Source organism: Burkholderia singularis (assembly GCF_001718875.1).
In the GTDB taxonomy this organism is placed as follows: Bacteria; Pseudomonadota; Gammaproteobacteria; order Burkholderiales; family Burkholderiaceae; genus Burkholderia; species Burkholderia singularis.
Window position 1 is genome coordinate 1,866,378 of record NZ_CP013448.1, and the last position, 21,226, is coordinate 1,887,603.

The 21,226-nt window shown below is 63.5% G+C and carries 15 protein-coding genes and 2 tRNA genes; 10 read left to right on the forward strand and 7 right to left on the reverse strand.

Annotated elements, in window-relative coordinates:
• The first annotated feature begins 186 nt into the window (after positions 1–186).
• Together AQ611_RS08580 and AQ611_RS08585 are read left to right on the forward strand one after the other, a co-directional pair.
• Positions 187–1,611 carry a DUF1800 domain-containing protein gene (locus AQ611_RS08580; RefSeq protein WP_231935775.1) on the forward strand — a complete coding sequence of 475 codons (1,425 nt, stop codon included), beginning with the start codon at positions 187–189 and terminating at the stop codon, positions 1,609–1,611.
• A gap of 107 nt (positions 1,612–1,718) precedes the next feature.
• Positions 1,719–2,954, forward strand: a complete 1,236-nt coding sequence (locus AQ611_RS08585; RefSeq protein ID WP_069235199.1) for a DUF1501 domain-containing protein — start codon at positions 1,719–1,721, stop codon at positions 2,952–2,954.
• Positions 2,955–3,055: 101 nt separating this feature from the next.
• Here the strand turns inward: AQ611_RS08585 and hpnD are convergent, their stop codons facing one another.
• Positions 3,056–3,886 (reverse strand): presqualene diphosphate synthase HpnD, encoded by an 831-nt coding sequence (hpnD, locus tag AQ611_RS08590; RefSeq protein ID WP_069234235.1) that lies wholly within the window; start codon positions 3,884–3,886, stop codon positions 3,056–3,058.
• Between the two features lie 267 nt (positions 3,887–4,153).
• On the opposite strand from hpnD, the gene AQ611_RS08595 reads away from it, so the two are divergent.
• Positions 4,154–4,240: transfer RNA gene (locus AQ611_RS08595), tRNA-Leu, on the forward strand.
• Between the two features lie 1,148 nt (positions 4,241–5,388).
• Positions 5,389–5,901: a hypothetical protein gene (locus AQ611_RS25465; protein ID WP_146011823.1), complete on the forward strand. Its 513-nt coding sequence runs from the start codon at positions 5,389–5,391 to the stop codon at positions 5,899–5,901.
• A gap of 348 nt (positions 5,902–6,249) precedes the next feature.
• On the opposite strand, the gene AQ611_RS08605 is transcribed toward AQ611_RS25465, so the two are convergent.
• The 3 genes from AQ611_RS08605 to AQ611_RS08615 form a co-directional block, all read right to left on the reverse strand.
• Positions 6,250–6,891, reverse strand: a complete 642-nt coding sequence (locus tag AQ611_RS08605) for a phospholipase D family nuclease (RefSeq protein ID WP_069234237.1) — start codon at positions 6,889–6,891, stop codon at positions 6,250–6,252.
• Positions 6,892–7,492: 601 nt separating this feature from the next.
• Positions 7,493–8,602 carry a class II histone deacetylase gene (locus tag AQ611_RS08610; RefSeq protein ID WP_059513566.1) on the reverse strand — a complete coding sequence of 370 codons (1,110 nt, stop codon included), beginning with the start codon at positions 8,600–8,602 and terminating at the stop codon, positions 7,493–7,495.
• 43 nt (positions 8,603–8,645) lie between these two features.
• Complete coding sequence (locus tag AQ611_RS08615) at positions 8,646–9,833, reverse strand: MFS transporter (RefSeq protein ID WP_069235200.1); 1,188 nt, start codon at positions 9,831–9,833, stop codon at positions 8,646–8,648.
• A gap of 412 nt (positions 9,834–10,245) precedes the next feature.
• Between AQ611_RS08615 and AQ611_RS08620 the strand changes: the two genes are divergently transcribed.
• Entirely contained in the window at positions 10,246–11,355 is a 1,110-nt protein-coding gene (locus AQ611_RS08620; protein ID WP_069235201.1) for a helix-turn-helix transcriptional regulator, read from the forward strand.
• A gap of 180 nt (positions 11,356–11,535) precedes the next feature.
• Here the strand turns inward: AQ611_RS08620 and AQ611_RS08625 are convergent, their stop codons facing one another.
• Both AQ611_RS08625 and AQ611_RS08630 read right to left on the reverse strand, forming a co-directional pair.
• On the reverse strand, positions 11,536–11,985 hold the full coding sequence (locus tag AQ611_RS08625) for a MarR family winged helix-turn-helix transcriptional regulator (protein ID WP_069234238.1): 450 nt from the start codon (positions 11,983–11,985) through the stop codon (positions 11,536–11,538).
• Positions 11,986–12,091: 106 nt separating this feature from the next.
• The gene (locus AQ611_RS08630) at positions 12,092–13,261 is read right to left on the reverse strand and encodes a glycerate kinase (RefSeq protein WP_069234239.1); all 1,170 of its coding nucleotides are present in this window, start codon (positions 13,259–13,261) and stop codon (positions 12,092–12,094) included.
• Positions 13,262–13,660: 399 nt separating this feature from the next.
• On the opposite strand from AQ611_RS08630, the gene tig reads away from it, so the two are divergent.
• The 5 genes from tig to AQ611_RS08655 all read left to right on the forward strand — a co-directional run bounded on the left by tig (position 13,661) and on the right by AQ611_RS08655 (position 20,091).
• Positions 13,661–15,007, forward strand: a complete 1,347-nt coding sequence (gene tig / locus AQ611_RS08635; protein ID WP_069234240.1) for a trigger factor — start codon at positions 13,661–13,663, stop codon at positions 15,005–15,007.
• A 133-nt stretch (positions 15,008–15,140) separates the two neighbouring features.
• Positions 15,141–15,794 carry an ATP-dependent Clp endopeptidase proteolytic subunit ClpP gene (clpP, locus tag AQ611_RS08640; RefSeq protein ID WP_059573326.1) on the forward strand — a complete coding sequence of 218 codons (654 nt, stop codon included), beginning with the start codon at positions 15,141–15,143 and terminating at the stop codon, positions 15,792–15,794.
• A 159-nt stretch (positions 15,795–15,953) separates the two neighbouring features.
• The gene (clpX, locus tag AQ611_RS08645) at positions 15,954–17,225 is read left to right on the forward strand and encodes an ATP-dependent Clp protease ATP-binding subunit ClpX (protein WP_059513409.1); all 1,272 of its coding nucleotides are present in this window, start codon (positions 15,954–15,956) and stop codon (positions 17,223–17,225) included.
• Between the two features lie 201 nt (positions 17,226–17,426).
• Positions 17,427–19,850 (forward strand): endopeptidase La, encoded by a 2,424-nt coding sequence (lon, locus tag AQ611_RS08650; RefSeq protein WP_059513407.1) that lies wholly within the window; start codon positions 17,427–17,429, stop codon positions 19,848–19,850.
• A 165-nt stretch (positions 19,851–20,015) separates the two neighbouring features.
• A tRNA-Val gene (locus AQ611_RS08655) sits at positions 20,016–20,091 on the forward strand.
• Positions 20,092–20,321: 230 nt separating this feature from the next.
• Here the strand turns inward: AQ611_RS08655 and AQ611_RS08660 are convergent.
• A complete protein-coding gene (locus AQ611_RS08660) occupies positions 20,322–20,828 on the reverse strand; it encodes a sigma-70 family RNA polymerase sigma factor (protein WP_069235202.1) in 507 nt (168 codons plus the stop codon).
• Positions 20,829–21,226 lie beyond the last annotated feature (398 nt).

The window sequence follows — 21,226 nt, forward strand, 5'->3', positions numbered from 1 at the left end:
AAATCGATCGTCAACTGTCCACTGCGACGGGCCGTTGAATCGCCAGTACCGCGGCGCGTGCGCCGCATGGGCAATCGTCGTGGATTGCCCGAACCAGGGGAGCGATCGGCGATGAGCGATGCGAGCACGGCAGGACGGGCCCCGGCGAATACCGACCGGGCTGGCCACGTAGATCGAACGGACCAGTTGTCGGCGGACATGCAGCAACTGCTCGATGCCGACGATGCGCGTTTTTTGCTGACGCGCACCGGTTTTTCGCCGCCGCCGCGTGAAGTCGCGCGGCTGGTCGGGATGACGCGCGCGCAGGCGCTTGCCGGGCTGCTCGACGGCGCGCGCACGCAATGCGTGACGCCGCTGCCCGATTGGGTGCGCGAGCTGCCGCCGCCGCGCGCGGTGCGTGCGGCTTATACGCCCGACGAGCGGCGGGCCGAGCGGCAGTTGCGCAATCGCCGCTACGACGAACTGCGCGCGTGGTGGGTGCGCGAGATGCTCGTCACGCCGTCGCCGCTGACCGAGCGGATGACGCTTTTTTGGCACAATCATTTCACGTCCGGTCAGGACAAAGTACCGTATCCGCAAACGATGGCGGCGCAGAACACGCTGTTGCGCGCCGCCGCGCTCGGCAATTTCGGCACGCTGCTGCACAGCGTCGCGAAAGACCCGGCGATGCTGCAATATCTCGATGGCGCGTCGAATCGCAAAGGGCGCCCGAACGAAAATTTCGCGCGCGAGGTGATGGAACTCTTCACGCTCGGCGAAGGGCATTACACGCAGCGCGACGTGTCCGAAGCCGCGCGCGCCTATACCGGCTGGGGCGTTGATCCCGATACGCTCGGCTACGTGTTCATGTCGAACCTTCACGACGACGGCGAAAAAACCGTGCTCGGCGAGACCGGCCGCTTCGACGGCGACGCGGTGCTCGACATCCTGCTCGCACGGCCCGAGACCGCGCGCTTCATCGTTGCGAAATTGTGGCGCGAGTTTATTTCCGATACGCCCGATGCGTCCACCGTCGAGCACGTGGCCGGGCGTTTCCGGCAAAGCGGCTACGACATCCGGACGGCGCTCGCGGGGCTGCTGTCGTCGGAGGCGTTCTGGGCCGAGCGCAATCGCGGCGTGCTGGTGAAATCGCCGGTGGAGTTCGTGGTCGGCACCGTGCGGCTGTTCGACGTCGATTACGGCGATACCGGGCCGTTTGTGAACACGCTGCGCACGCTCGGCCAGAATTTGTTCTATCCGCCAAACGTGAAAGGCTGGCCGGGCGGCGCGACGTGGATCAACAGCGCGACGCTGCTCGCGCGCAAGCAATTCGTCGAACAGATGATGCGGGCCACCGAGGCGGCAGGCAGACATGCCGCGCCGGCGCCGGCATCCGCACCCGGCGCGATGATGGACGGCAAGCCGGCGATGCGGCGCGGGATGCGCTTCGATATCGATACGTGGCTCGCCGCATATCGGACAAAGCCGCAGGCGCAGCCGGATCTGTCGACGCAATTGCAATTGCAACATGCGGTGCTGCCGCTGTCGCCCGTCGCGGCAACCGAGACCGGCGCGACCAGCATGGCCTATTTGCAGGCGCTGTTGATGGACCCGGCCTATCAGTTGAAGTGAGCGAGTGGAAATGAGCGCGGCCGGCGCGATCGCGACGCCGCATCGAAAGCGATTCGCGCGACGACCGGACAGGCCGGCGGCGGCGAATGCATAAAGAGGACAGCAGGATGAAACGACGCAATTTTCTGACCCTTGCAGGCGTAGCGGGAGCGGCGAGCGTCTCGCTTTCGATGCCCCGCGCGTTCGCGGCGGCGGCTGGCGCGCTTGCGGGCGCGGGCGCGCCGCATGGCGCGAATTATTCGAACCTGCTGATTCTGGTCGAGTTGAAAGGCGGCAACGACGGACTCAACACAGTGATTCCGTATGCGGACCCGCTGTATCGGACGCTGCGCCCGACCCTCGGCATCAAACGCGAGCAGCTCGTGCAATTGGACGAGCGAACGGCGCTGCACCCGTCGCTCGCGCCGCTGATGCCGCTTTGGCGTGACGGGCGGCTCGCGATCGTCGACGGCGTCGGCTATCCGCAGCCGAATTTGTCGCATTTCCGCTCGATCGAGATCTGGGATACCGCGTCGCGCTCGGACCAGTATCTGCACGAAGGCTGGCTCACGCGCGCGTTCGCGCAGGCGAGCGTGCCACCCGGTTTCGCCGCGGACGGCGTCGTGCTCGGCAGCGCCGAGATGGGGCCGCTTGCGAACGGCGCGCGTGCGATTGCGCTCGTCAATCCCGCGCAATTCATTCGCGCGGCGCGGCTCGTGCAGCCTGTGTCGCTGCGCGAGCAGAATCCCGCGCTCGCGCATGTGATCGATGTGGAGAACGACATCGTCAAGGCTGCCGACCGGCTGCGCCCGCCCGCCGGCGCGCCCGTGCTCGCGACCGCGTTTCCGGCCGGGCCGTTCGGCACCGCGGTGAAGACCGCGATGCAGGTACTCGCCGCGTGCGACACGCCGCAGCGCACGCCCGCGCCGGGGCAGGGCGTCGCGGTGCTGCGCGTCACGCTCAACGGCTTCGACACGCACCAGAACCAGCTCGGCCAGCAGGCGGGGTTGCTCAAGCAATTGGCCGACGGATTGGTCGCGATGCGCTCGGCGCTCACCGAGCTTGGCCGCTGGGACGACACGCTCATCATGACGTATGCGGAATTCGGCCGGCGCGTTCGCGAGAATCAGAGCGGTGGCACCGATCACGGCACGGCCGCGCCGCATTTCGTGATGGGCGGGCGCGTGCGCGGCGGGTTGTATGGCGCGCCGCCCGCGCTAGGCAGGCTGGACGGCAATGGCAACCTGCCTGTCGCGGTCGATTTCCGGCAACTCTACGCGACCGTGCTCGGGCCGTGGTGGGAGCTCGACGCAACGCGCGTGCTCCAGCAGCGTTTCGAGCCGTTGCCGCTGTTGCGCGCCTGACCGGCAGCGCGGCATGCGGCCTATTGGCTTGAGAACCGGCGCGGACGCGATCCGTTGGTGGCGCCTGGAGACTGTCAAGCTCGATCTCGTCGAGCACTGGATCAGAGGCGACGCGCGGCGCGCCATGCGATCCACAGTTTGCGGATCGGCGTGAGCGCGATCCGCTGATGCAGTACCTGGAAGCCGTCGCGCTCGATCTCGTCGAGCACCGCGAGCGCAAGCGCGCCGAGCGCGCGCAACGTGCGTTGCGCGCGGCGCTCATCAGCGGGGATGGCGGCGAGCGACGCATGAAGCGCGTCGCGTGCGCGCGACGTCTGGAAGCGCATCAGTTCGGTGAACGCAGGGCTATAGCGGCGGTTGAGCAGGTCGGCCGCCGTCACGCCGTAGCGTTGCAACTCGTCGATCGGAACGTATATACGGCCGTGGCGCGCGTCGTCGCCGAGATCCTGCACGAGTTGCGCGAGCGTCAGCGCATGCCCGAGCGGCGGCGCCCAGCCGAAATCGTCCGGTCGACAAGCGCTCGCGCGCGCGACGAGCTGTGCGAATGCGCCGCCAGTCTGATCGGCGTAGCGGCTCAGGTTTGCGAAGTCCAGATAGCGTGCCTGATCGAGATCCATTCCGTAGCCCGCGACGAGCGTTTGCAGCGCGGCGGCGCTGCTTGGCAGATCGGGGTGGTGCGCGGCGAGCGCCTGCGACACCGGATGCGACGGCTGGCCGGCGATCAGCGCTGCAAGCTCCTTTTGCCACCACGCGAGTTTCGCGCGGCCGATGGCCGGATCGCTGATTTCCTTCACCGTTTGCTCGAGTTCACGGCGCAGCGCGAACAGCGCGGCAACGAGCGGTTGGCGCGCAAGCGGCGCCTGGCGCAGCGCGTAATAGAGGCTGGAGCCGGGCGGCGCGGCTTTTTCTTCGCAGTATTCGTCGAAATTCACGGGGACAGGAACGAGTGGGGGCGTGGGCGAATGGCAAGGCGGCGCACGCGCCTGGTGCGTTGCCGAGGGCTTTTCTCGCGCCGCCCGCTATCGACGCAGACGGGACGCAGACGCGGCACACCCGGACAATGCGGCATTCTAGCATCGCCGCCGAAACGAGGCCGCGATGCTAGAGACAAGCGTCGGCAGATCAGTTAGAATCTCGCGCTTGCGCTTTTTGGGACAGCCGCCAGGATGCGGTTCCGTTCCGCGCAGCATGTCTCGCATGCGTGAGTGGCGAAATTGGTAGACGCACCAGGTTTAGGTCCTGACGCCCGCAAGGGTGTGCCGGTTCGAGTCCGGCCTCACGCACCATCCGGTATCTTTTCTTCGCGCGGTGTCAAGGGACGCCATCAGCTATTTTCAATGGCTTGTGACGCTTTTGCGGTGGCCGCCGCCTTCCGATTTTCCGTGCGAAAGCACACGAAGCTACACGTCGCTACCCAGAAATAACGCAAGAGGCGGCGCGTGGCGTCGTTCAGAGTGGTTCATTCGGAAAGCCTCAATTGGCGGCTGACGCGCGAAAGCTCGATCAACGGCGTTCGCAGCCTGACCATTCGCGATACGAAAGCCGAACGAATCGCTTGAACGCTCGAACATGAGATTGAATGGCGGCCAACCGCCATCTCGATTCGTCTTGCCACGAAACGAAGAGTAACGGTGCCGCATCTCCGCTTGCTGAATCCGAGAAAACGGCTCAGCAACTGTGCTCGGCCGCCCATCCTCAAGGGTCGTGCAAGCATGACATACTTCATTGATTTTTCAGCTAATTCGAATGGGTATTGATTTTTTGGATACGGCTATTTTCGATGAAAATGAATAATAAATTATAAATTTTATCTTCGCTAAATAAATTAAATCGACATTGAATGATTTTCGAAAAATCGGACGAGCTTATTGGTTGACAATGTCAAACGTAAAGGTTGTTTTCGGATTGTCGACGAATATTGCGCGGCCACCGCTTCCTGTTGAAAAGAAAAAACTCATGATGATGAACAGTGTGAAATCCGGATTTCACCAATCATGGTGTTGAATGTAAAAATGCAAAGGAAAAGAAAGTGTCGACAATAGCAAGTTTGAACAATCAGCCCGGCTCCGCGATAGGACGGGTGAATCTAGCGGGCCAATTTCAACTTCGGCCGGCCGAGATCGACGGTGAGTTGAATCAGGCGGCACGCGGCACGGCCCAGGAAATGGCGCCGCAATTGAGGCAAGCGGTTTCGTCGGAGAGACCTTCAGGTAAGGCTCAGGCGGATGCCGCTACGTCCCGGCGAAACCCGTCCCTGGTGAGTCTCGCGTCAGTTCCACTCGTGCAAACGACGGAGCCGGGCGAGCTTGAATCCGCTCAGCAGCCGTCGAGCCCGAGCCCGAGCCCGAGCCCGAGCCCGAGCCCGAGGAATAAGCGCGATGCCACCGCCCAGATTTCCGGTCGTCTCCAGGTTGCCGAGCAAGAGCGGGAAGTCATGCTTCGGCAAGCCGCGGCGCTGGCTCAGCAGGCAACGACGGCCGACGATCAATTGAGATCTGAGCGCACCAACATTGGATTAATGGTTGCCCGGGCCATGCGCGATGGCGACCAGGCAATGCAGCGGGATGACGAGGGGGCGATGCGGCGGGCTCAAGAAAGGGTGCATTGGGTCAGGGATGCGGTGAATGCGTTCGACGGCAATCTACCGGATAGAGCAGCGCAGGTGCTGCACAACCTACACCAGGCATTGGTGGCCGCGAACGATGTTTTGCAGGCGCAGCCCGAGGAAAATGGAGTAACAGATCAAATGCGAAGGCTGATGGATATCATCCGGGATAGAATGGCTCGCCTGGATAGAGAGCAACACAACCAATGGAATATCCCGCTGGCCAGAAACGAACTGGATAACGTCCAGGCGCGTCTGGACGAGCGTCTGCAGAGGGTTCAGCCGCCGGACGCAAAGCGCCCGCGTATCCTCCCAGGGCATGATCTCTCTCCGCTCAAATAGCGACGCGTTTTAGGCGCGGCCCGCCGCCCGCGCCGCACACTTAGCGCGTCAACTGCGATCGGATTCGACGAACGGGCGTGCCGGGCTGGCGCTAGCCTTCGAAGGCGCCGTTCGAGGGCCGTCGTCATTTGGGCGAAAAGGCCTGCTAACCTCGCGCGGGCGCATGATTTGGGCGGCGTTTCTGGATCGAGAGCGGGACGCTCTCGAATCCGGCCGATGCCGACGGCGCGACCTTTCGTCGAGGGGCCGACGTCTGAGGCGGGCGCGATGGCCGGCTGCGGCGGGCCATCGCGCCGCGCGAGGCCGCCCGCCTCGCGTGGACCAATTCGAATCGGCCAGCTTGATCGCTCAATAGTTCGATCGGTAATCGATGCCCTGATCGAACCGGTTCTGCCAATGCGCCAAGTATTGCGACGCCAGCGCCGGATTGTTCCAGACCACCAGCACGTTCTCCGAATTGCGTGCCGCGGCCGCGGCGCTGTAGTTGAACGATCCCGTCTCGACGTGCCGGGCGTCGACGACGATGTATTTGTCGTGATGGATCGCGTAGCGGTCGATCGTGCGCGTGCGCACCTTTGCGTTGACGAGCAGGTTGAGCGCTTGCTTCGACGCTTTCGACCGGTTGCCGTCGTTATCGACGACGACCGCGATATCGACGCCGCGCCGATGCGCATCGAGCAGCGCGCGGACGATCTTCGGCGACGTGAACGAGTAGCCGGCGAGCCTGAGCGATACGCGCGCTGTGCCTATCACCTTGAGGATCAGCGCTTCGGCGCCGCCGTCGGGCGAGAACGCCGCTTCGACGACTTGTCCAGCAGGCGCTTCATGTGCGGCGGACGGCAGTACGCTCGCAATATAGTCGACGATGCGGGAGATCAGCGATTCGGCCGGGCCGGTCTTGCTGAAGGCGGGCGGCGCGGTGGCGACGAGCGTGGCGCAAAGGCCTGCGGCGATGAGCCGCTTCGGTTTGAGCCGCTTGGGCAACTGCATGTGATTCCGGGTGGGTCGAAACAAACGAGGCCGTGAGTGTAACGCGAGTGGCGAACGATGCGCGCGCATCGTTTCATTTTTTCGGACGATGCCCGCGCGCGGCTTGGCCTGCGCGCGGTGATGCGCGCGGCGGGAAACCAGGCGCATGGCCCGTCAGCGTGCAGGCGGCCGGTCACGCTGCCCCAGATCGCGTCGCAACGTCCCTGAATCTCAGCGCTGGCGCCTGCATGTCCGGCGTGCGATTTCCATTCGTAAAGCAGCACGGGATGACGTCCCGTTCCCGCGGCGCGAGCGTATCGTGCCGGGGCGGTGACGTTTGCGCACGGGCTGCGGGGCGGCGCTCCGGGAACGACGCGCGGACGAAGAACCGCGCTGAACCGGAGCGGCGGGGTCGCCCTGATTGCCTGACCGGCGCGCAGGACGATCCCACTCGAAGCCGGTCATGGTCGGTGGTTTTGTTCCGATTGCAACGTTGCCCTTCGTTTTGCGCGGCGCAGGAACCGGCGAAGGCGCGGCCGCGCTTCTTTCCGCGCGGGCGGTACGGGGTCGCCCGCGCGCCGGCAGGTGGGGCCGTGCCGCCGTGCCGTGGGCGCGCGTCGATTCAATAACCGAAGCTCTGCGCCAGTTCGTCGATGAGCTGCCGCTGGAACGCATTGAAGCGTTCGCCCGGCTGCTGGGCGGTCGCGAGGTCGAGCATCGGGTCGACGACTTCAGTGCGAATGCCCGACAACGTTTCGATTATCGCCAGTCCGCAAAACGGAACGTAGGCCTCCGAATAACCGCCTTCATGAACGATCGCGAGCCGCCCGTCGCAATGCCGGCCGGCCGCATCCAGCAGCGAGCGCGTCATGAACCGATAGCTGCCGCTGTGCAATTGCATCCGCGCGAGCGGGTCGACCGCGTTCGCGTCGAGCCCGCTTGCGACGACGATGAGTTCGGGCCGAAACGCATCGAGCGCCGGCACGACGATCCGCTCGAACGCGTAGCGGTAAGCGTCGTCGCCCGCGCCGGCGAGAAGCGGGACGTTCAGGTTCGCGCCGATGCCCGCGCCGGTGCCGCGTTCGTCGGCGCCGCTGTAGCCGGGCGGAAAACAGCGGTCCTGATGCAATGAGATCGTCAGCGTGTGCGGATCGCCGTAGTAGATCGTCTGAGTGCCGTTGCCGTGGTGCACGTCCCAATCGATCACGGCCACGCGCTCGATCTGGTGTTTCGCGCGCGCGGCCTCGAGCGCAATCGGGATGTTCGCGAGCAGGCAAAAGCCCATCGGCTTGTCGGGCAGGCAATGATGGCCGGGCGGACGCGACAGCGAGAACGCGTTCGCCGCGCGCCCGGTTAGCACGGCGTCGACGGCGGCGAGTGCGAGACCCGCCGAGAGGGCGGCAATCTCGTAGCTGCCTTTGCCGAACGGCGCCAGCTCGCCGAGATCGCCGCCGTTCGCGTTGCTCGCGCGCTTGAACGCGTCCAGATAGTGCACCGGGTGGATACGCCGCAGATCGGCTTCGGTCGCGGCTGGCGCGCTCAGCATGTCGATTTGCGCGGCAAGGCCGCATGCATGCACGAGCGACAGCAAACGGCGCTTCGAGTCGGGCGATTCTGCATAACCGGCGCTCGACGGCGGCTGCACCCAGCCGCCGACCGGAAAGAACAGCGCGTGTGCGCCGCCCGTGTGCCAGAAGGTACGTTCATCGGTGAAGAAGGCGGTTTTTTTCATAGCGGTCAGTTCGAGCGACGACGAATGAACGGGGCGTGCGGCGTCAGCGCGCATCGCGCTCGACGCGCAGCAGCGTCGCGAGCGATACGATCGACACGCCGGCGGCGAGCGCGAACAGCGTGCGCAGCGTGCCGCCGCCATCGAGCATCAGGCCCGCGATCAGCGGTCCGGCGGCGAGCCCGCAGCCGATCACGAGATTGAGCGTGGCGATCAGGCGGCCCGACGCGTCGACAGCGGCGACGCTCGCGAGCATGAACGGTAGAACGAACGTCCACGAGAATTTGAAGCCGAAGATCGCCGCGACGTAGCCGGCCGGGCCGGGCGCCGCGGCGAGCAGCGCGAGCGACACAGCGAGTATTCCGTAGCCTGCGTACAGCATTGCACGCCGTGACGCGCGGCCGCCGAGACCGGACGCGAGCGCTGCGCCTGCAATGCCGGTCAGGCTCGCAATCGCAAGCACGTTGCCGGTTGCCGGCGCATCGAAGCCGGCTGCGGCCGCGGCCCGGCTCGCGAAGGTCCAAACGCCGCCGATCGCGAGATAGAACGTCAGGATGCCGGCGACAGCGAGCGCGGCCAGTGCGCGTGCCGCACGCGGGCCTGCAGTCCGGGCGCGCGGCCGGCGCGCGCGGGGCGTGGCGGGAAAGTGGCCGGCCAGCGGCGCGGCGCATAGCGTCAGCGCGGCGAGCACCCCATACAGCGCGCGCAGCCCGACTGCGTCGAACAGATGCGGTAGCACAAAGAGCCCGGCCGCCCCCGCAATCAATTGACCGACGACCCATAATCCGTAGACGCGTTCGCTGTGCTCGCTCATCGCGGCGCTCGTCATGCACAGCACCATCAGCGTGCCGCCGCCAAGTGCAGTTGCCGCGCGCAGCGCGAGCAACGGCACGAAGCCGGGCATCAGCACGGCGGTGGCGAGATTGCCGGCGCAGAAAATGGCGCACGCCCACCGTGCGACACGGCGCGCATCGATCGTGCCGAGCCACAGGTACGATGGCAGCGTCGCGGCGCTGAACGCACCAAGCTCGACGAAGAAATACGCACCGATCTGCGACGCCGTGAGCCCAAGCTGCGTGCCGAGCTGGCCGGCGACGGCAGGCGCGACGAGCAGTTGCAGCGGCGTGATCGCCGCGAATGCGACGAGCGCGGCGAGCGTGCCATGCGTGAACGCTTGCGTACCGGTGGGCGGTGGTGAAGAGGATAACGAAGGATCTTGCGGAAATGTTTTCATGATCGGCATTCGATGACACGATTCGACGCGAAACCGGCGGCGCATGCAGCGCGTTCATCCGCAGTGTCGGCAGTGCGCATGCCGTTGCAAAGCCGTCCAGATGAACGTTGTGGAAAACCCTGGGTTGCACGCCGGCGCGTTTCGCTTGCCGCCCTGCACGCGCATGAACACACGGCTGTTGTCTCGCGTGCGGCAGCGCGGAATCTGGGCCCCGTTCAAATGCACTGGGCCGGTGCGCGTTCGTGCGCGCGCGGCCGTCAAAAAAAGACGGCCGCTATAATGGGGCGCTTATCGACGGAGTTCGCGACGCCGGCTGTACGAGCGGGCGAGGGAGCGGTCAGTGGTGGCGATCAGGGCTGGGAATAGTGGGAGTAGAACTGGCAAGGCCGACGACGCTGACAGCGGAGCCGGGATCAAGCGAAGCCTCGACGTGCTGCATGACGTGCCCGCCGCGATCGTGCTCGACGAAACCGCATGGCCGCCGCGCGCGCCGCGCCGGCGCGATTTCGACGACGACGGCGCGCCGTCGCGCGAACTGAGCCTGTTTTTACTCGATCTGTATGCGATGGCGGGCGGCGCAGCGATTGGCGAGTTCGAATGCGGTTTCTTTCGGCTGCTGTCGCGCTATCTGCCGTTCGACGCCGGTTGGACGGGCGTGGCGAATCACACGCCGAGCGGCCCGGTGATGCACAACAGCTATCTATACCGGCTGCCCCGCGAATTCTTCATCGATTGGAAGCGCGTGCGCGATTGCGATCCGCTCGCGCGACGCACGCTGCATGGGGCATACGGCCGGGCAGTCGCGCTGTCGGTCGTCGATCCGGGGCTCGATGGCCGGTTTCGCGGCTGGTGTGTCAAATACGGGCTCGCGCAGCTCATGTGCGTGTGCACGCTCGACCGTCGTTTCGGACTCACGACATTTCTGTCGATCTACCGTCACGCATTGAATCGTCCATTTACGGCTGGCGACATGCGCCGCTACGAAAACGTGATTCCGCATCTGGCCGCCGCATTGACGATCAACCGCGCCGCGCAATTAAGCCGCTTGCGCAACGAGGCGGCCGCGTCGACGGTGCGTGCGATCTGCGACAACTTCGGCGTGCTGCATCATGCGGATGCGGGTTTTGATGCGCTGCTGAAGGCAGAGTGGCGGGACTGGAGCGGCTCGCGTCTGCCGCCCGCGCTCGTCGATCACTTGCGCCGCCGCCCGTCGCAGCCGTATTCGGCGGATGCATTGACGGTGCGGTGCGTGCCCGTCGCCGGCCTGTTTCAATTGGAAGCGCGGCCGCGTTCGCTGCTCGACCGGCTCAGTCCGCGCGAGCTTGCAGCGATCCGCTATTACGGCCAAGGGCGCTCGCATAAGGAAGTGGCGCGGCAGATGGAGATCGCGCCGGCCACCGTGCGCCACTATTTGCGCTGCGCGTATCGCAAGCTCGGGATGCACGACAAGAGCCAGATCTCCGGCGCGCTGAGCGTGCTCGACCGGGACGAGGACGGTGCGAAGCGCGACCCGAGCGGGTGATGCGCATCGCGCGTGTGGCATGGTCGATCGGGTAACGTTCGATACGCGGATTCGACGTGATCGCTGCGCATGGCTGGCGGCGAACGCAACCCGCTCCGGACGGCGAGCGGCAAGCCGTCGCTCATGCCGTCGCCTGGCGCCTGCCGCTTGCGCGAATCATCGGCTGCGTGCGCCGGCGGCTCACTGCGCTCGATCTCGCGCGCTGGCGATGAGCTTGTCGAGCGCGCGGCTGAACGCAAGTTTTTCGCTGTCGTTCAGGCAATCGAGCAACCCGTCGTTCCATTTGCGCGCGAGCGCCGTGATCTTGCGGTTCAGCGCGGCGCCGGCCGGCGTCAGCGCGATCAGCACTACGCGGGCGTCGGCGTCGCTTGCGCCGCGCTTGACGAGCCCGCGCCCGATCAGCGTTTCGGCCGTGCGGCTCGCCTGACTTTTGTCGAGGTTCGCGCGCCGCGCGAGTTCCATGACCGAGCATGGCCCGAACGCGCCGACCGATGCAATGGCGCGCGCCTCAGGCAGCGATATGCCGAGCCTCGTTTGATAGATCGCGCCGATGCCGCGATCGGACAGCTTATTCAGCACGTGCATCCGGTCGGTCACGAACTGGTCAAGCCCGGTTTTGCCGCCTGCCATATTGGAGTCCTGAATGAATGGGCAGGGTCGATTGTTGCTGCATCGCGATGCGCGGTCAACGGTGCGGCTTTCGCATCGCGCGGTCTGGCGAAGTTTGCGCGTGGCCTCACGGGCGCCTGTAGCGCAGCCGCGTGAGCTGCTCGGCAGCCTGCTCGAGCAGGCGAGCGGCATCGCGCAGTGCAACGTCGAGCGTTATCGGGCCCGGCGCGGGCGAAAAGCAGCCGTCGAAATGCTCGGACAGCGCGACAAGCGCGTCCGGATCGACCGCGCCTGACAGCAGCGTGGCCGGCACGCCTGCGGCGCGCGCGTGCCCGCACGCGACGAACGGCGCTTTGCCGCGTAACGTCTGCGCATCGGAGCGGCCTTCGCCGGTGATCAGCCAGTTCGCGCCCTCGAGCGCCGCATCGAGTCCGATTTGTCGCGCGACGACCTCCGCGCCCGGCTCGAAGCGCGCGCCGAGCATCGCGAGCGCGAAGCCGAGCCCGCCCGCAGCGCCGGTGCCGGGCAGATCGCGCACGCGGCTGCCGGCCGCCGCGGCGCGCCGCTCGCCGAACGCCGCCTCGACGAGCGACGCGAAATGGCCGAGCGCCGCGTCGAGCGGGGCGACTTGATCGGGCGTCACGCCCTTTTGCGGACCGAACACGGCCGTCGCGCCGTGTTCGCCCGTCAACGGATTATCGACGTCGGACATCGCGACGAGCGTTATGTCGTCGAGCCGCGCATCGATCCCCGATACGTCGACGCGCGCGATCTGCGCGAGCCGCTCGGGCGTCGGCTCGAGTTCGCGGCCTTGCGCATCGAACGCGCGCAACCCCAGGCCGGCGAGCAGACCTGCGCCGGCATCGTTGGTGCTGCTGCCGCCGAGCGCGACGTAGAGAGTGCGCACGCCTTCGTCAACGAGCGCGCGGATCGCATCGCCCAGGCCGCGTGTGCTGCGCGCGGCCACCGGTACGCGCATCCCGTCGGGGTCGGTGATGCCGACGATTTCCGCGGTCTCGATGATCGCCGTGCGCGCGTCGATCAGCCCGATCGCCGCGTCGCGCGGCGTGAGCGCTGCGCCAGGCACGCGCAACATCCGGCGCGTGCCGCCGTGCGCGACGAGCGCGTCGAGCGTGCCTTCGCCACCGTCGGCCATCGGCCGCGTGCGTAAGACGGCATCGGGCCTGGCGCGCGCGATGCCGGCGGCGATCGCGTTCGCGACCTGCTTGGCGGATAACGACCCCTTGAACGAGTCGGGCGCAATGACGACGACGGGCGCGAACGAGTGCTGCGGCATGGTGTCTCCGGATCGTTTTGATGAGGGAATGTCGTCGGGCGCGCCCGCCGGATAGTCGGCGGCGGGGTGGCGGCCGTCAGGCAGCGCCGGGTGCGGCCCGCGACGGAACCGAAACGGGAGCTTACCGGATACCGCCCGGCGTATGTCGCAGATCGTCGTCGCGCGTCGGGGCGCGTGGCGCGCGATGTTGCGGCGCGCCACGGCCGGAACTCGCGGTGCGGAGGAAATAGTTTGCTAGAATGATCGATTCTTCCGGCCAAAGCCGTGCATCAAGCCGCCGATCGTGGCGCAACGAGTGGGTTCAACGAGTTGTGCAAGCGGGGTGTGAGCGCTTGCGCCGCCAGGCTGGCACGGCAAGGAAAACAGATTCGCTCGAATAATTTTAGGACGATTGAAGCCATGGCTAACGTTGTTGAAAACCTCGGCAAGCTCGAACGCCGCGTGACGATTTCCCTGCCGAAGGAAGTCGTGCAGAAGGAGATCGACGCCCGCATCCAGAAACTCGCGAAGAACGTGCGCATGCCGGGCTTCCGCCCGGGCAAGGTGCCGCTCAAGATGGTCGCGCAGCAATATGCAGGCCAAGTCGAGGCGGAAGTGCTGAGCGACAAGATCGGTCAGGAATTCTTCACGATCAGCCGCTCGGAGAACCTGCGGGTGGCCGGCCAGCCGAGTTTTGCACCGAAAGAGGGCGAAGCCGCCGACGCTTACGCGTTCGACGCGACGTTCGAGGTTTACCCGGAGGTGAAGATCGGCGATCTGGCGACGGCTGAAGTCGAGCGCTCGACGACGACGATCGGCGACGCCGAGATCGACCGCACGCTCGACATCCTGCGCAAGCAACGCGTGCATTTCCATGCGCGCGGTGAAAGCGGCGAGCACGGCGACGGCGGTGCGGACACGGCCGCTCAGAACGGCGACCGCGTGACGGTCGATTTCGTCGGCAAGATCGATGACGTCGCGTTCCAGGGCGGCACGGCAGAGGATTTCGTGTTTGTGCTCGGCGAAGGCCGGATGCTGCCCGAATTCGAAACCGCGGCGCTCGGCCTGAAGGTCGGCGAGTCGCGCGCATTCGATCTGAAGTTCCCGGACGATTATCACGGCAAGGATGTGGCCGGTAAGACCGCGCAGTTCACGGTCACGATGAAGAAGGTCGAATGGCCGCACCTGCCCGAGATCGACGCCGATTTCGCGAAGTCGCTCGGTATCGAGGACGGCGATCTGACGAAGATGCGCGCCGAGATCAAGGAAAACCTCGAGCGCGAGGCGAAACGCCGCACGCAGTCGATCGTGAAGAACCAGGTGATGGACGCGCTGTTGAAGATCTCCGAGCTGGACGTGCCGAAGGCGCTCGTCGAGCAGGATCAGCAACGCCTCGTCGAGATGGCGCGTCAGGATCTCGTGCAGCGCGGCGTGCCGAATGCGAAGGACGCGCCGATTCCGGCCGAGATGTTCGCCGAGCAGGCCGAGCGCCGCGTGAAGCTGGGCCTCGTGCTCGCCGAGCTCGTGAAGGCCAACAACCTCGAAGCGAAGCCCGAGCAGATTCGTGCGGAAGTGGACGAATTCGCGAAGAGCTACGAAGACCCGAAGGAAGTGGTCCGCTGGTATTATTCGAATCAGCAGCGTCTCGCCGAGATGGAAGCGTTCGTCGTTGAAAGCAACGTCGTCGATTTCGTGCTCAGCAAGGCGAAGGTGACGGACAAGGAAGTAAGCTTCGAAGCACTGGCAAGCGCAACGGCGCAGGCGTAAGTGTCGCGCTAGCGGCGTGCGGGCTGTCGGAGCGACGGCCCGCACGCCGTTTTTATATTGGCGCGGTTAGCGCGCGGCGTTTCCCGGCTTGTTTCCGCTGCATAAACATTCATTCTCGGACAAGGCTCATCGAATGATTAATCGCGCTCAATTGGTGGACACGTTGGCTTCGCAGGCCTCGCGGGATCTCGACGCGCAGGCGCTCGGGCTCGTGCCGATCGTCGTCGAGACGAGCGGCCGCGGCGAGCGCTCGTATGACATCTATTCGCGGCTCCTGAAGGAGCGCATCGTGTTCATGGTCGGCGAGGTCAACGATCAGACGGCGAATCTGGTCGTCGCGCAGCTGCTGTTCCTCGAAAGCGAGAACCCCGACAAAGACATCAGCCTCTATATCAATAGCCCGGGCGGTTCGGTGTCGGCGGGAATGGCGATCTACGACACGATGCAGTTCATCAAGCCGGATGTATCGACGCTCTGCATGGGCCTCGCGGCCAGCATGGGCGCGTTTTTGCTGGCATCGGGCGCGAAGGGCAAGCGTTATGCGCTGCCGAATGCGCGCGTGATGATTCACCAGCCGCTCGGCGGCGCGCGCGGCCAGGCGTCGGACATCGAAATTCAGGCACGCGAGATCCTGTATCTGAAGGAGCGCCTGAATCATTTGCTGGCGCAGCATACCGGCCAGGATGTCGAGCGCATCGCGCGCGATACGGATCGTGATAACTTCATGTCGAGCGAAGATGCGAAGGCTTACGGCCTGATCGACCACGTGTCGACGAAGCGTCCGTAAGCAGTGTTAGTAGGGTGCCGCCCTAATAGGCGGTGCCCGTTATGTGCCCCGAGCGTCCGCGGCAAAAGAATATCGCGGCCGTTTCCCGGGGGCAGCCACACGCGGCTGTCGGGGCAAACGGCGTATCATGTAATTCACGTGTCCGGAGGCTCTACATTCATGGCGGACAAAAAAGGTTCGAACAGCGAAAAGCTGTTGTATTGCTCGTTTTGCGGAAAAAGCCAGCATGAGGTAAAGAAACTCATCGCGGGGCCGTCGGTATTCATCTGTGATGAATGCATCGACTTGTGCAACGAAATCATCCGCGACGAAGCGGCCGCGGCGGGGGTCGAAGCCAGCCTGTCCAAGTCCGACTTGCCGAGCCCGCAGGAGATTCGCGATATCCTCGATCAATACGTGATCGGGCAGGAGCGCGCGAAGAAGATCCTGGCCGTCGCCGTTTATAACCACTACAAGCGGCTCAAGCACCTCGACAAGAAGGACGACGTCGAGCTGTCGAAGAGCAACATCCTGCTGATCGGCCCGACTGGCTCCGGCAAGACGCTGCTCGCGCAAACGCTCGCGCGGTTGCTCAATGTGCCGTTCGTGATCGCAGATGCGACGACGCTGACGGAAGCCGGCTATGTCGGCGAGGATGTCGAGAACATCATCCAGAAGCTGCTGCAGAACTGCAATTACGAGGTCGACAAGGCGCAGCGCGGCATCGTCTACATCGATGAAATCGACAAGATCAGCCGCAAATCCGATAACCCGTCGATTACGCGCGACGTGTCGGGCGAGGGCGTCCAGCAGGCGCTGCTCAAGCTCGTCGAGGGTACGATGGCGTCGGTGCCCCCGCAAGGCGGCCGCAAGCATCCGAATCAGGATTTCATCCAGGTTGACACGACGAACATCCTGTTCATTTGCGGCGGCGCGTTCGATGGCCTCGAGAAGGTGATCACCGATCGCACCGAGAAAACCGGCATCGGTTTCGGCGCGACCGTGAAGAGTAAGCAGGAGCGGGACGCGGGCGAGGTGCTGCGCGAGGTCGAGCCGGAAGACTTGATCAAATTCGGGTTGATCCCCGAGTTGATCGGCCGTTTGCCCGTCGTCGCGACGCTCGGCAAGCTCGATGAAGCCGCGCTGATGAAGATTCTGGTCGAGCCGAAGAATGCGCTCGTCAAGCAGTATCAAAAGCTGTTCGCGATGGAGCGGGTCGAGCTCGAAATTCGCCCGGACGCGTTGCAAGCGGTCGCGCGCAAGGCGATTCGCCGCAAGACGGGCGCGCGCGGGTTGCGCTCGATCATCGAACAGGCGTTGCTCGACGTGATGTACGAGTTGCCGACTCTTAAAGGGGTCAGCAAGGTGATCATCGACGACAATGTCATCGACGGCGATGGCAAACCGTTATTGATCTATGAGGACACGCCGAAAGTGGCGGGTTCGAACTGATCGGCTGTAATTCTTTTAAATATGAGCAAAAAAGCCGTTCATCGTGTAGTGAACGGCTTTTTTTCGTTTATCTTGTGGGCAACTCTGACGCAGCACCGGACGGTGACTTTTTTTAACTGAAATTTCCCACGCGCTGAAGGCTTGCATTCCGTAGTGCCGGCCTTACTTACCGAACAATCGATTCCATTCATGGGGAATGAAATGTCAGGCACCCAACTTCTCCCGTCGGAACGCACCACGCTCCCGCTGCTGCCGCTGCGGGACGTCGTCGTTTTTCCGCATATGGTGATCCCGCTTTTCGTCGGCCGGCCGAAGTCGATCAAGGCGCTCGAGGTGGCCATGGAGGGCGGCAAGCATATCATGCTCGTCGCCCAGAAGACCGCCGCGAAAGATGAGCCGACCGAAAAGGACATGTACGACGTCGGCTGTATCGCGAATATCTTGCAGATGCTGAAGCTGCCCGACGGCACCGTGAAGGTGCTGGTCGAGGGGTTGCAGCGGGCGCAGGCGCTGTCGATCGAGGAGCAGGAAACGCAATTCTCGTGCGAAGTCCTGCCGCTCGAGCCCGATCACGCCGATAGCGCCGAGACGGAAGCACTGCGCCGCGCGATCGTGTCGCAGTTCGATCAGTACGTCAAACTGAACAAGAAGATTCCGCCGGAAATCCTGACCTCGCTGTCGGGCATCGACGAAGCGGGCCGGCTCGCGGACACGATCGCCGCGCATCTGCCGCTCAAGCTCGACCAGAAGCAGCACATCCTCGAGATGTTCCCGGTCGTCGAGCGGCTCGAACATCTGCTCGCGCAGCTCGAGGCCGAGATCGACATCCTGCAGGTCGAAAAGCGCATTCGCGGGCGCGTGAAGCGGCAGATGGAAAAGAGCCAGCGCGAGTACTACCTGAACGAGCAGGTCAAGGCGATTCAGAAGGAACTCGGCGAAGGCGAGGAAGGCGCGGATCTCGAGGAACTCGAGAAGCGCATCAACGCCGCGCGGATGCCGAAGGAAGCGAAGAAGAAGGCCGACGCCGAACTCAAGAAGCTCAAGCTGATGTCGCCGATGTCGGCCGAGGCGACCGTCGTGCGTAACTACATCGACACGTTGATCGGGCTGCCGTGGCGCAAGAAGAGCAAGGTCAACAACGATCTCGCGAATGCCGAGAAGGTGCTCGACGAAGATCATTACGGCCTTGAGAAGGTCAAGGAACGCATTCTCGAGTATCTCGCGGTGCAGCAGCGCGTCGATAAGGTGAAGGCGCCGATCCTGTGCCTCGTCGGTCCTCCGGGCGTCGGCAAGACGTCGCTCGGCCAGTCGATCGCGCGCGCGACGAACCGCAAGTTCGTCCGGATGGCGCTTGGCGGCGTGCGTGACGAGGCCGAGATCCGTGGCCACCGCCGGACTTATATCGGCTCGATGCCGGGCAAGATCCTGCAAAGCTTGTCGAAGGTCGGCGTGCGCAATCCGCTTTTCCTGCTCGACGAAGTCGACAAGATGGGGATGGATTTCCGCGGCGATCCGTCGTCGGCGTTGCTCGAAGTGCTCGACCCGGAGCAGAACCACACGTTTGCCGATCACTACGTCGAAGTCGACTTCGATCTGTCGGACGTGATGTTCGTCGCGACGTCGAACTCGCTGAACATTCCGCCTCCGCTTCTCGACCGGATGGAAGTGATTCGGCTGTCCGGTTATACGGAAGACGAGAAGGTCAGCATCGCGCAACGTTATCTGCTGCCGAAGCAGAAGAAGAACAACGGCCTGAAGGACGGCGAGATCGAAGTCACCGAGCAGGCGATCCGCGACATCATCCGCTATTACACGCGGGAGGCGGGGGTGCGTTCGCTCGAGCGCGAAGTATCGAAGATCTGCCGCAAGGTCGTGAAGATGCTGCTGCTGAAGAAGGCGCAGGGCGCGATCAAGGTCGATGGCGAGAACCTCGACACGTTCCTCGGCGTGCGCAAGTACGACTTCGGCTTGGCCGCGAAGGAGAACCAGGTAGGCCAGGTGACGGGGCTTGCGTGGACCGAGGTCGGTGGCGATCTGCTGACGATCGAAGCGGCTGTGATGCCTGGCAAGGGCAACGTGATTCGTACCGGTTCGCTGGGCGACGTGATGAAGGAGTCGGTCGAAGCGGCTCGTTCGGTGGTGCGCTCGCGCTCGCGCCGGCTCGGCATCAAGGATGAGGCGTTCGAAAAGCAGGATATCCATATCCACGTGCCGGAAGGTGCGACGCCGAAGGACGGTCCGTCTGCCGGCGGAGCAATGACGACCGCGCTCGTATCCGTGCTGACGGGCATCCCGGTGCGCGCCGACGTCGCGATGACGGGCGAGATCACGTTGCGCGGCGAGGTGTTGCCGATCGGCGGGCTGAAGGAGAAACTGCTTGCTGCGCATCGTGGCGGCATCAAGCTCGTGCTGATTCCGGAAGAGAACGTCAAGGATCTCGCGGAGATTCCGGACAACGTGAAAAACGCGATCGAGATCGTGCCGGTCCGTTGGATCGACAAGGTACTCGAACTGGCGCTTGAGCGTTTGCCTGATCCGTTGCAGGACGAAGAACCGAAGGCGGCACCCGTCGCTGCTGAACCCGCGGCGCAGGATGCTGCATCGGCGGAGTTCGTCAAGCATTGAGCGGTTGATGGGCACATGTCCGTTGTGAGTCGTAATCAGCCCACGGTTGCAAGACCGTGGGTTTTTTCTTGTTTCGGGCTGGCAATCTATAAAAAGATCAGTTAGAATCTCACGCTTGCTGCTTGAGAGCGCTATGCGCCAGTTGAAAAAGTGGCGATTCGGAGCGGGTGCTTAGCTCAGTTGGTAGAGCGGCGCCCTTACAAGGCGTAGGTCGGGAGTTCGAGCCTCTCAGCACCCACCATCAGTTTCTGGTGATCGATCCGTTCCGAAGAAGACATTCGCTGCAGCATGCTGAAACCCGCATAGTCACTGGCTTTGCGGGTTTTTTGTTTTTGCTGATGCGACTCGAGCACGGCTGATTGCCCGATGCGAGAGAAATGAAAATGGTCAACGTAAATTGACCGAAATATACAGCCTCGGAAATTCCATGTTAGACCGAACTCAATCGAACCGAATGCCGAGTCGGTTGGGTCAGCAGTCGCTCATCTCGAATTGCGCGCCGATGGAGCGACGTGCGCGCCATAACCGGCTCATCACAGTGCCTATCGGGACGTCGAGCTCGCCGGCCGCTTCCTGATAGCTCAACCCCTCAATTGCAATCAGCATCATGGTTCCGCGCAGTGTTTCGGGCAGCAATTCGACTGCCCTGATGACTTGAGCATTCATCGCCTGTACTTGCGGATCGACGGCGGCGGGATTTTCCAATGCGTCCATGAAATCGTCGTTCCAATCGATTTGCGATCGAGTGCGCACGCGACGCGCGCGTAGCTCGCTCATCCAACTCGAATGTACGATCGACATCATCCAGTTCAGCGGCGAGGTGTCTCGCTGTAATTGATGAGGGCGCTCGAGGGCTCTCAAGCAGGCGCGCTGCACCAGATCATCGGCATCGTGCGTATCGCCGCAAAGGCGGCGCGCAAATGCCAGCAAGCGTGGCAACAACCGCGGAAGCGTAGAAGCGAGATCTGCACAGGTCATAAATGCGGCTTTCTCCATCGGCGAAGGTGCTGCGCACATATCTTCCAGCATGAGATTCATTTCACTTTTGCAAGTCAATCGAGCTTTCCGTTTTCACACAATCCGAATGGACGGATGACAACGGACGCGTCTATTTCCGGCGCGTTATCGGCCGCTCAAATATCGAAAGGCGAATGAAAATAGCGACTTAATAGCGCCTAATAAAATTGATCGATTCACATTTAATAAGGCGATGCGCCGGCCGTCTGAATGAAAATCCGGACAATTGACACGGCGATTATTTACAGCACTGAACTCAAGTAAATTGACCTTGTTTATTCATCAATCGAGCGTTGTTTACATGTAAATCAACGTATGCAGTACCAGTGGCATGAAGTTGATCATATGCTCTATTCGTG

Excerpts from the sequence above, each read along its gene's own strand:
- AQ611_RS08630 (WP_069234239.1), bottom strand. The coding sequence starts at position 13,261 with ATGCCGCAGCACTCGTTCGCGCCCGTCGTCGTCATTGCGCCCGACTCG.
- AQ611_RS08625 (WP_069234238.1), bottom strand. The coding sequence starts at position 11,985 with ATGGCAGGCGGCAAAACCGGGCTTGACCAGTTCGTGACCGACCGGATG.
- AQ611_RS08615 (WP_069235200.1), bottom strand. The coding sequence starts at position 9,833 with ATGAAAACATTTCCGCAAGATCCTTCGTTATCCTCTTCACCACCGCCC.
- AQ611_RS08585 (WP_069235199.1), top strand. The coding sequence starts at position 1,719 with ATGAAACGACGCAATTTTCTGACCCTTGCAGGCGTAGCGGGAGCGGCG.
- clpP (WP_059573326.1), top strand. The coding sequence starts at position 15,141 with ATGATTAATCGCGCTCAATTGGTGGACACGTTGGCTTCGCAGGCCTCG.
- lon (WP_059513407.1), top strand. The coding sequence starts at position 17,427 with ATGTCAGGCACCCAACTTCTCCCGTCGGAACGCACCACGCTCCCGCTG.
- tig (WP_069234240.1), top strand. The coding sequence starts at position 13,661 with ATGGCTAACGTTGTTGAAAACCTCGGCAAGCTCGAACGCCGCGTGACG.
- AQ611_RS08610 (WP_059513566.1), bottom strand. The coding sequence starts at position 8,602 with ATGAAAAAAACCGCCTTCTTCACCGATGAACGTACCTTCTGGCACACG.
- AQ611_RS25465 (WP_146011823.1), top strand. The coding sequence starts at position 5,389 with ATGCTTCGGCAAGCCGCGGCGCTGGCTCAGCAGGCAACGACGGCCGAC.
- AQ611_RS08605 (WP_069234237.1), bottom strand. The coding sequence starts at position 6,891 with ATGCAGTTGCCCAAGCGGCTCAAACCGAAGCGGCTCATCGCCGCAGGC.
- clpX (WP_059513409.1), top strand. The coding sequence starts at position 15,954 with ATGGCGGACAAAAAAGGTTCGAACAGCGAAAAGCTGTTGTATTGCTCG.
- AQ611_RS08660 (WP_069235202.1), bottom strand. The coding sequence starts at position 20,828 with ATGACCTGTGCAGATCTCGCTTCTACGCTTCCGCGGTTGTTGCCACGC.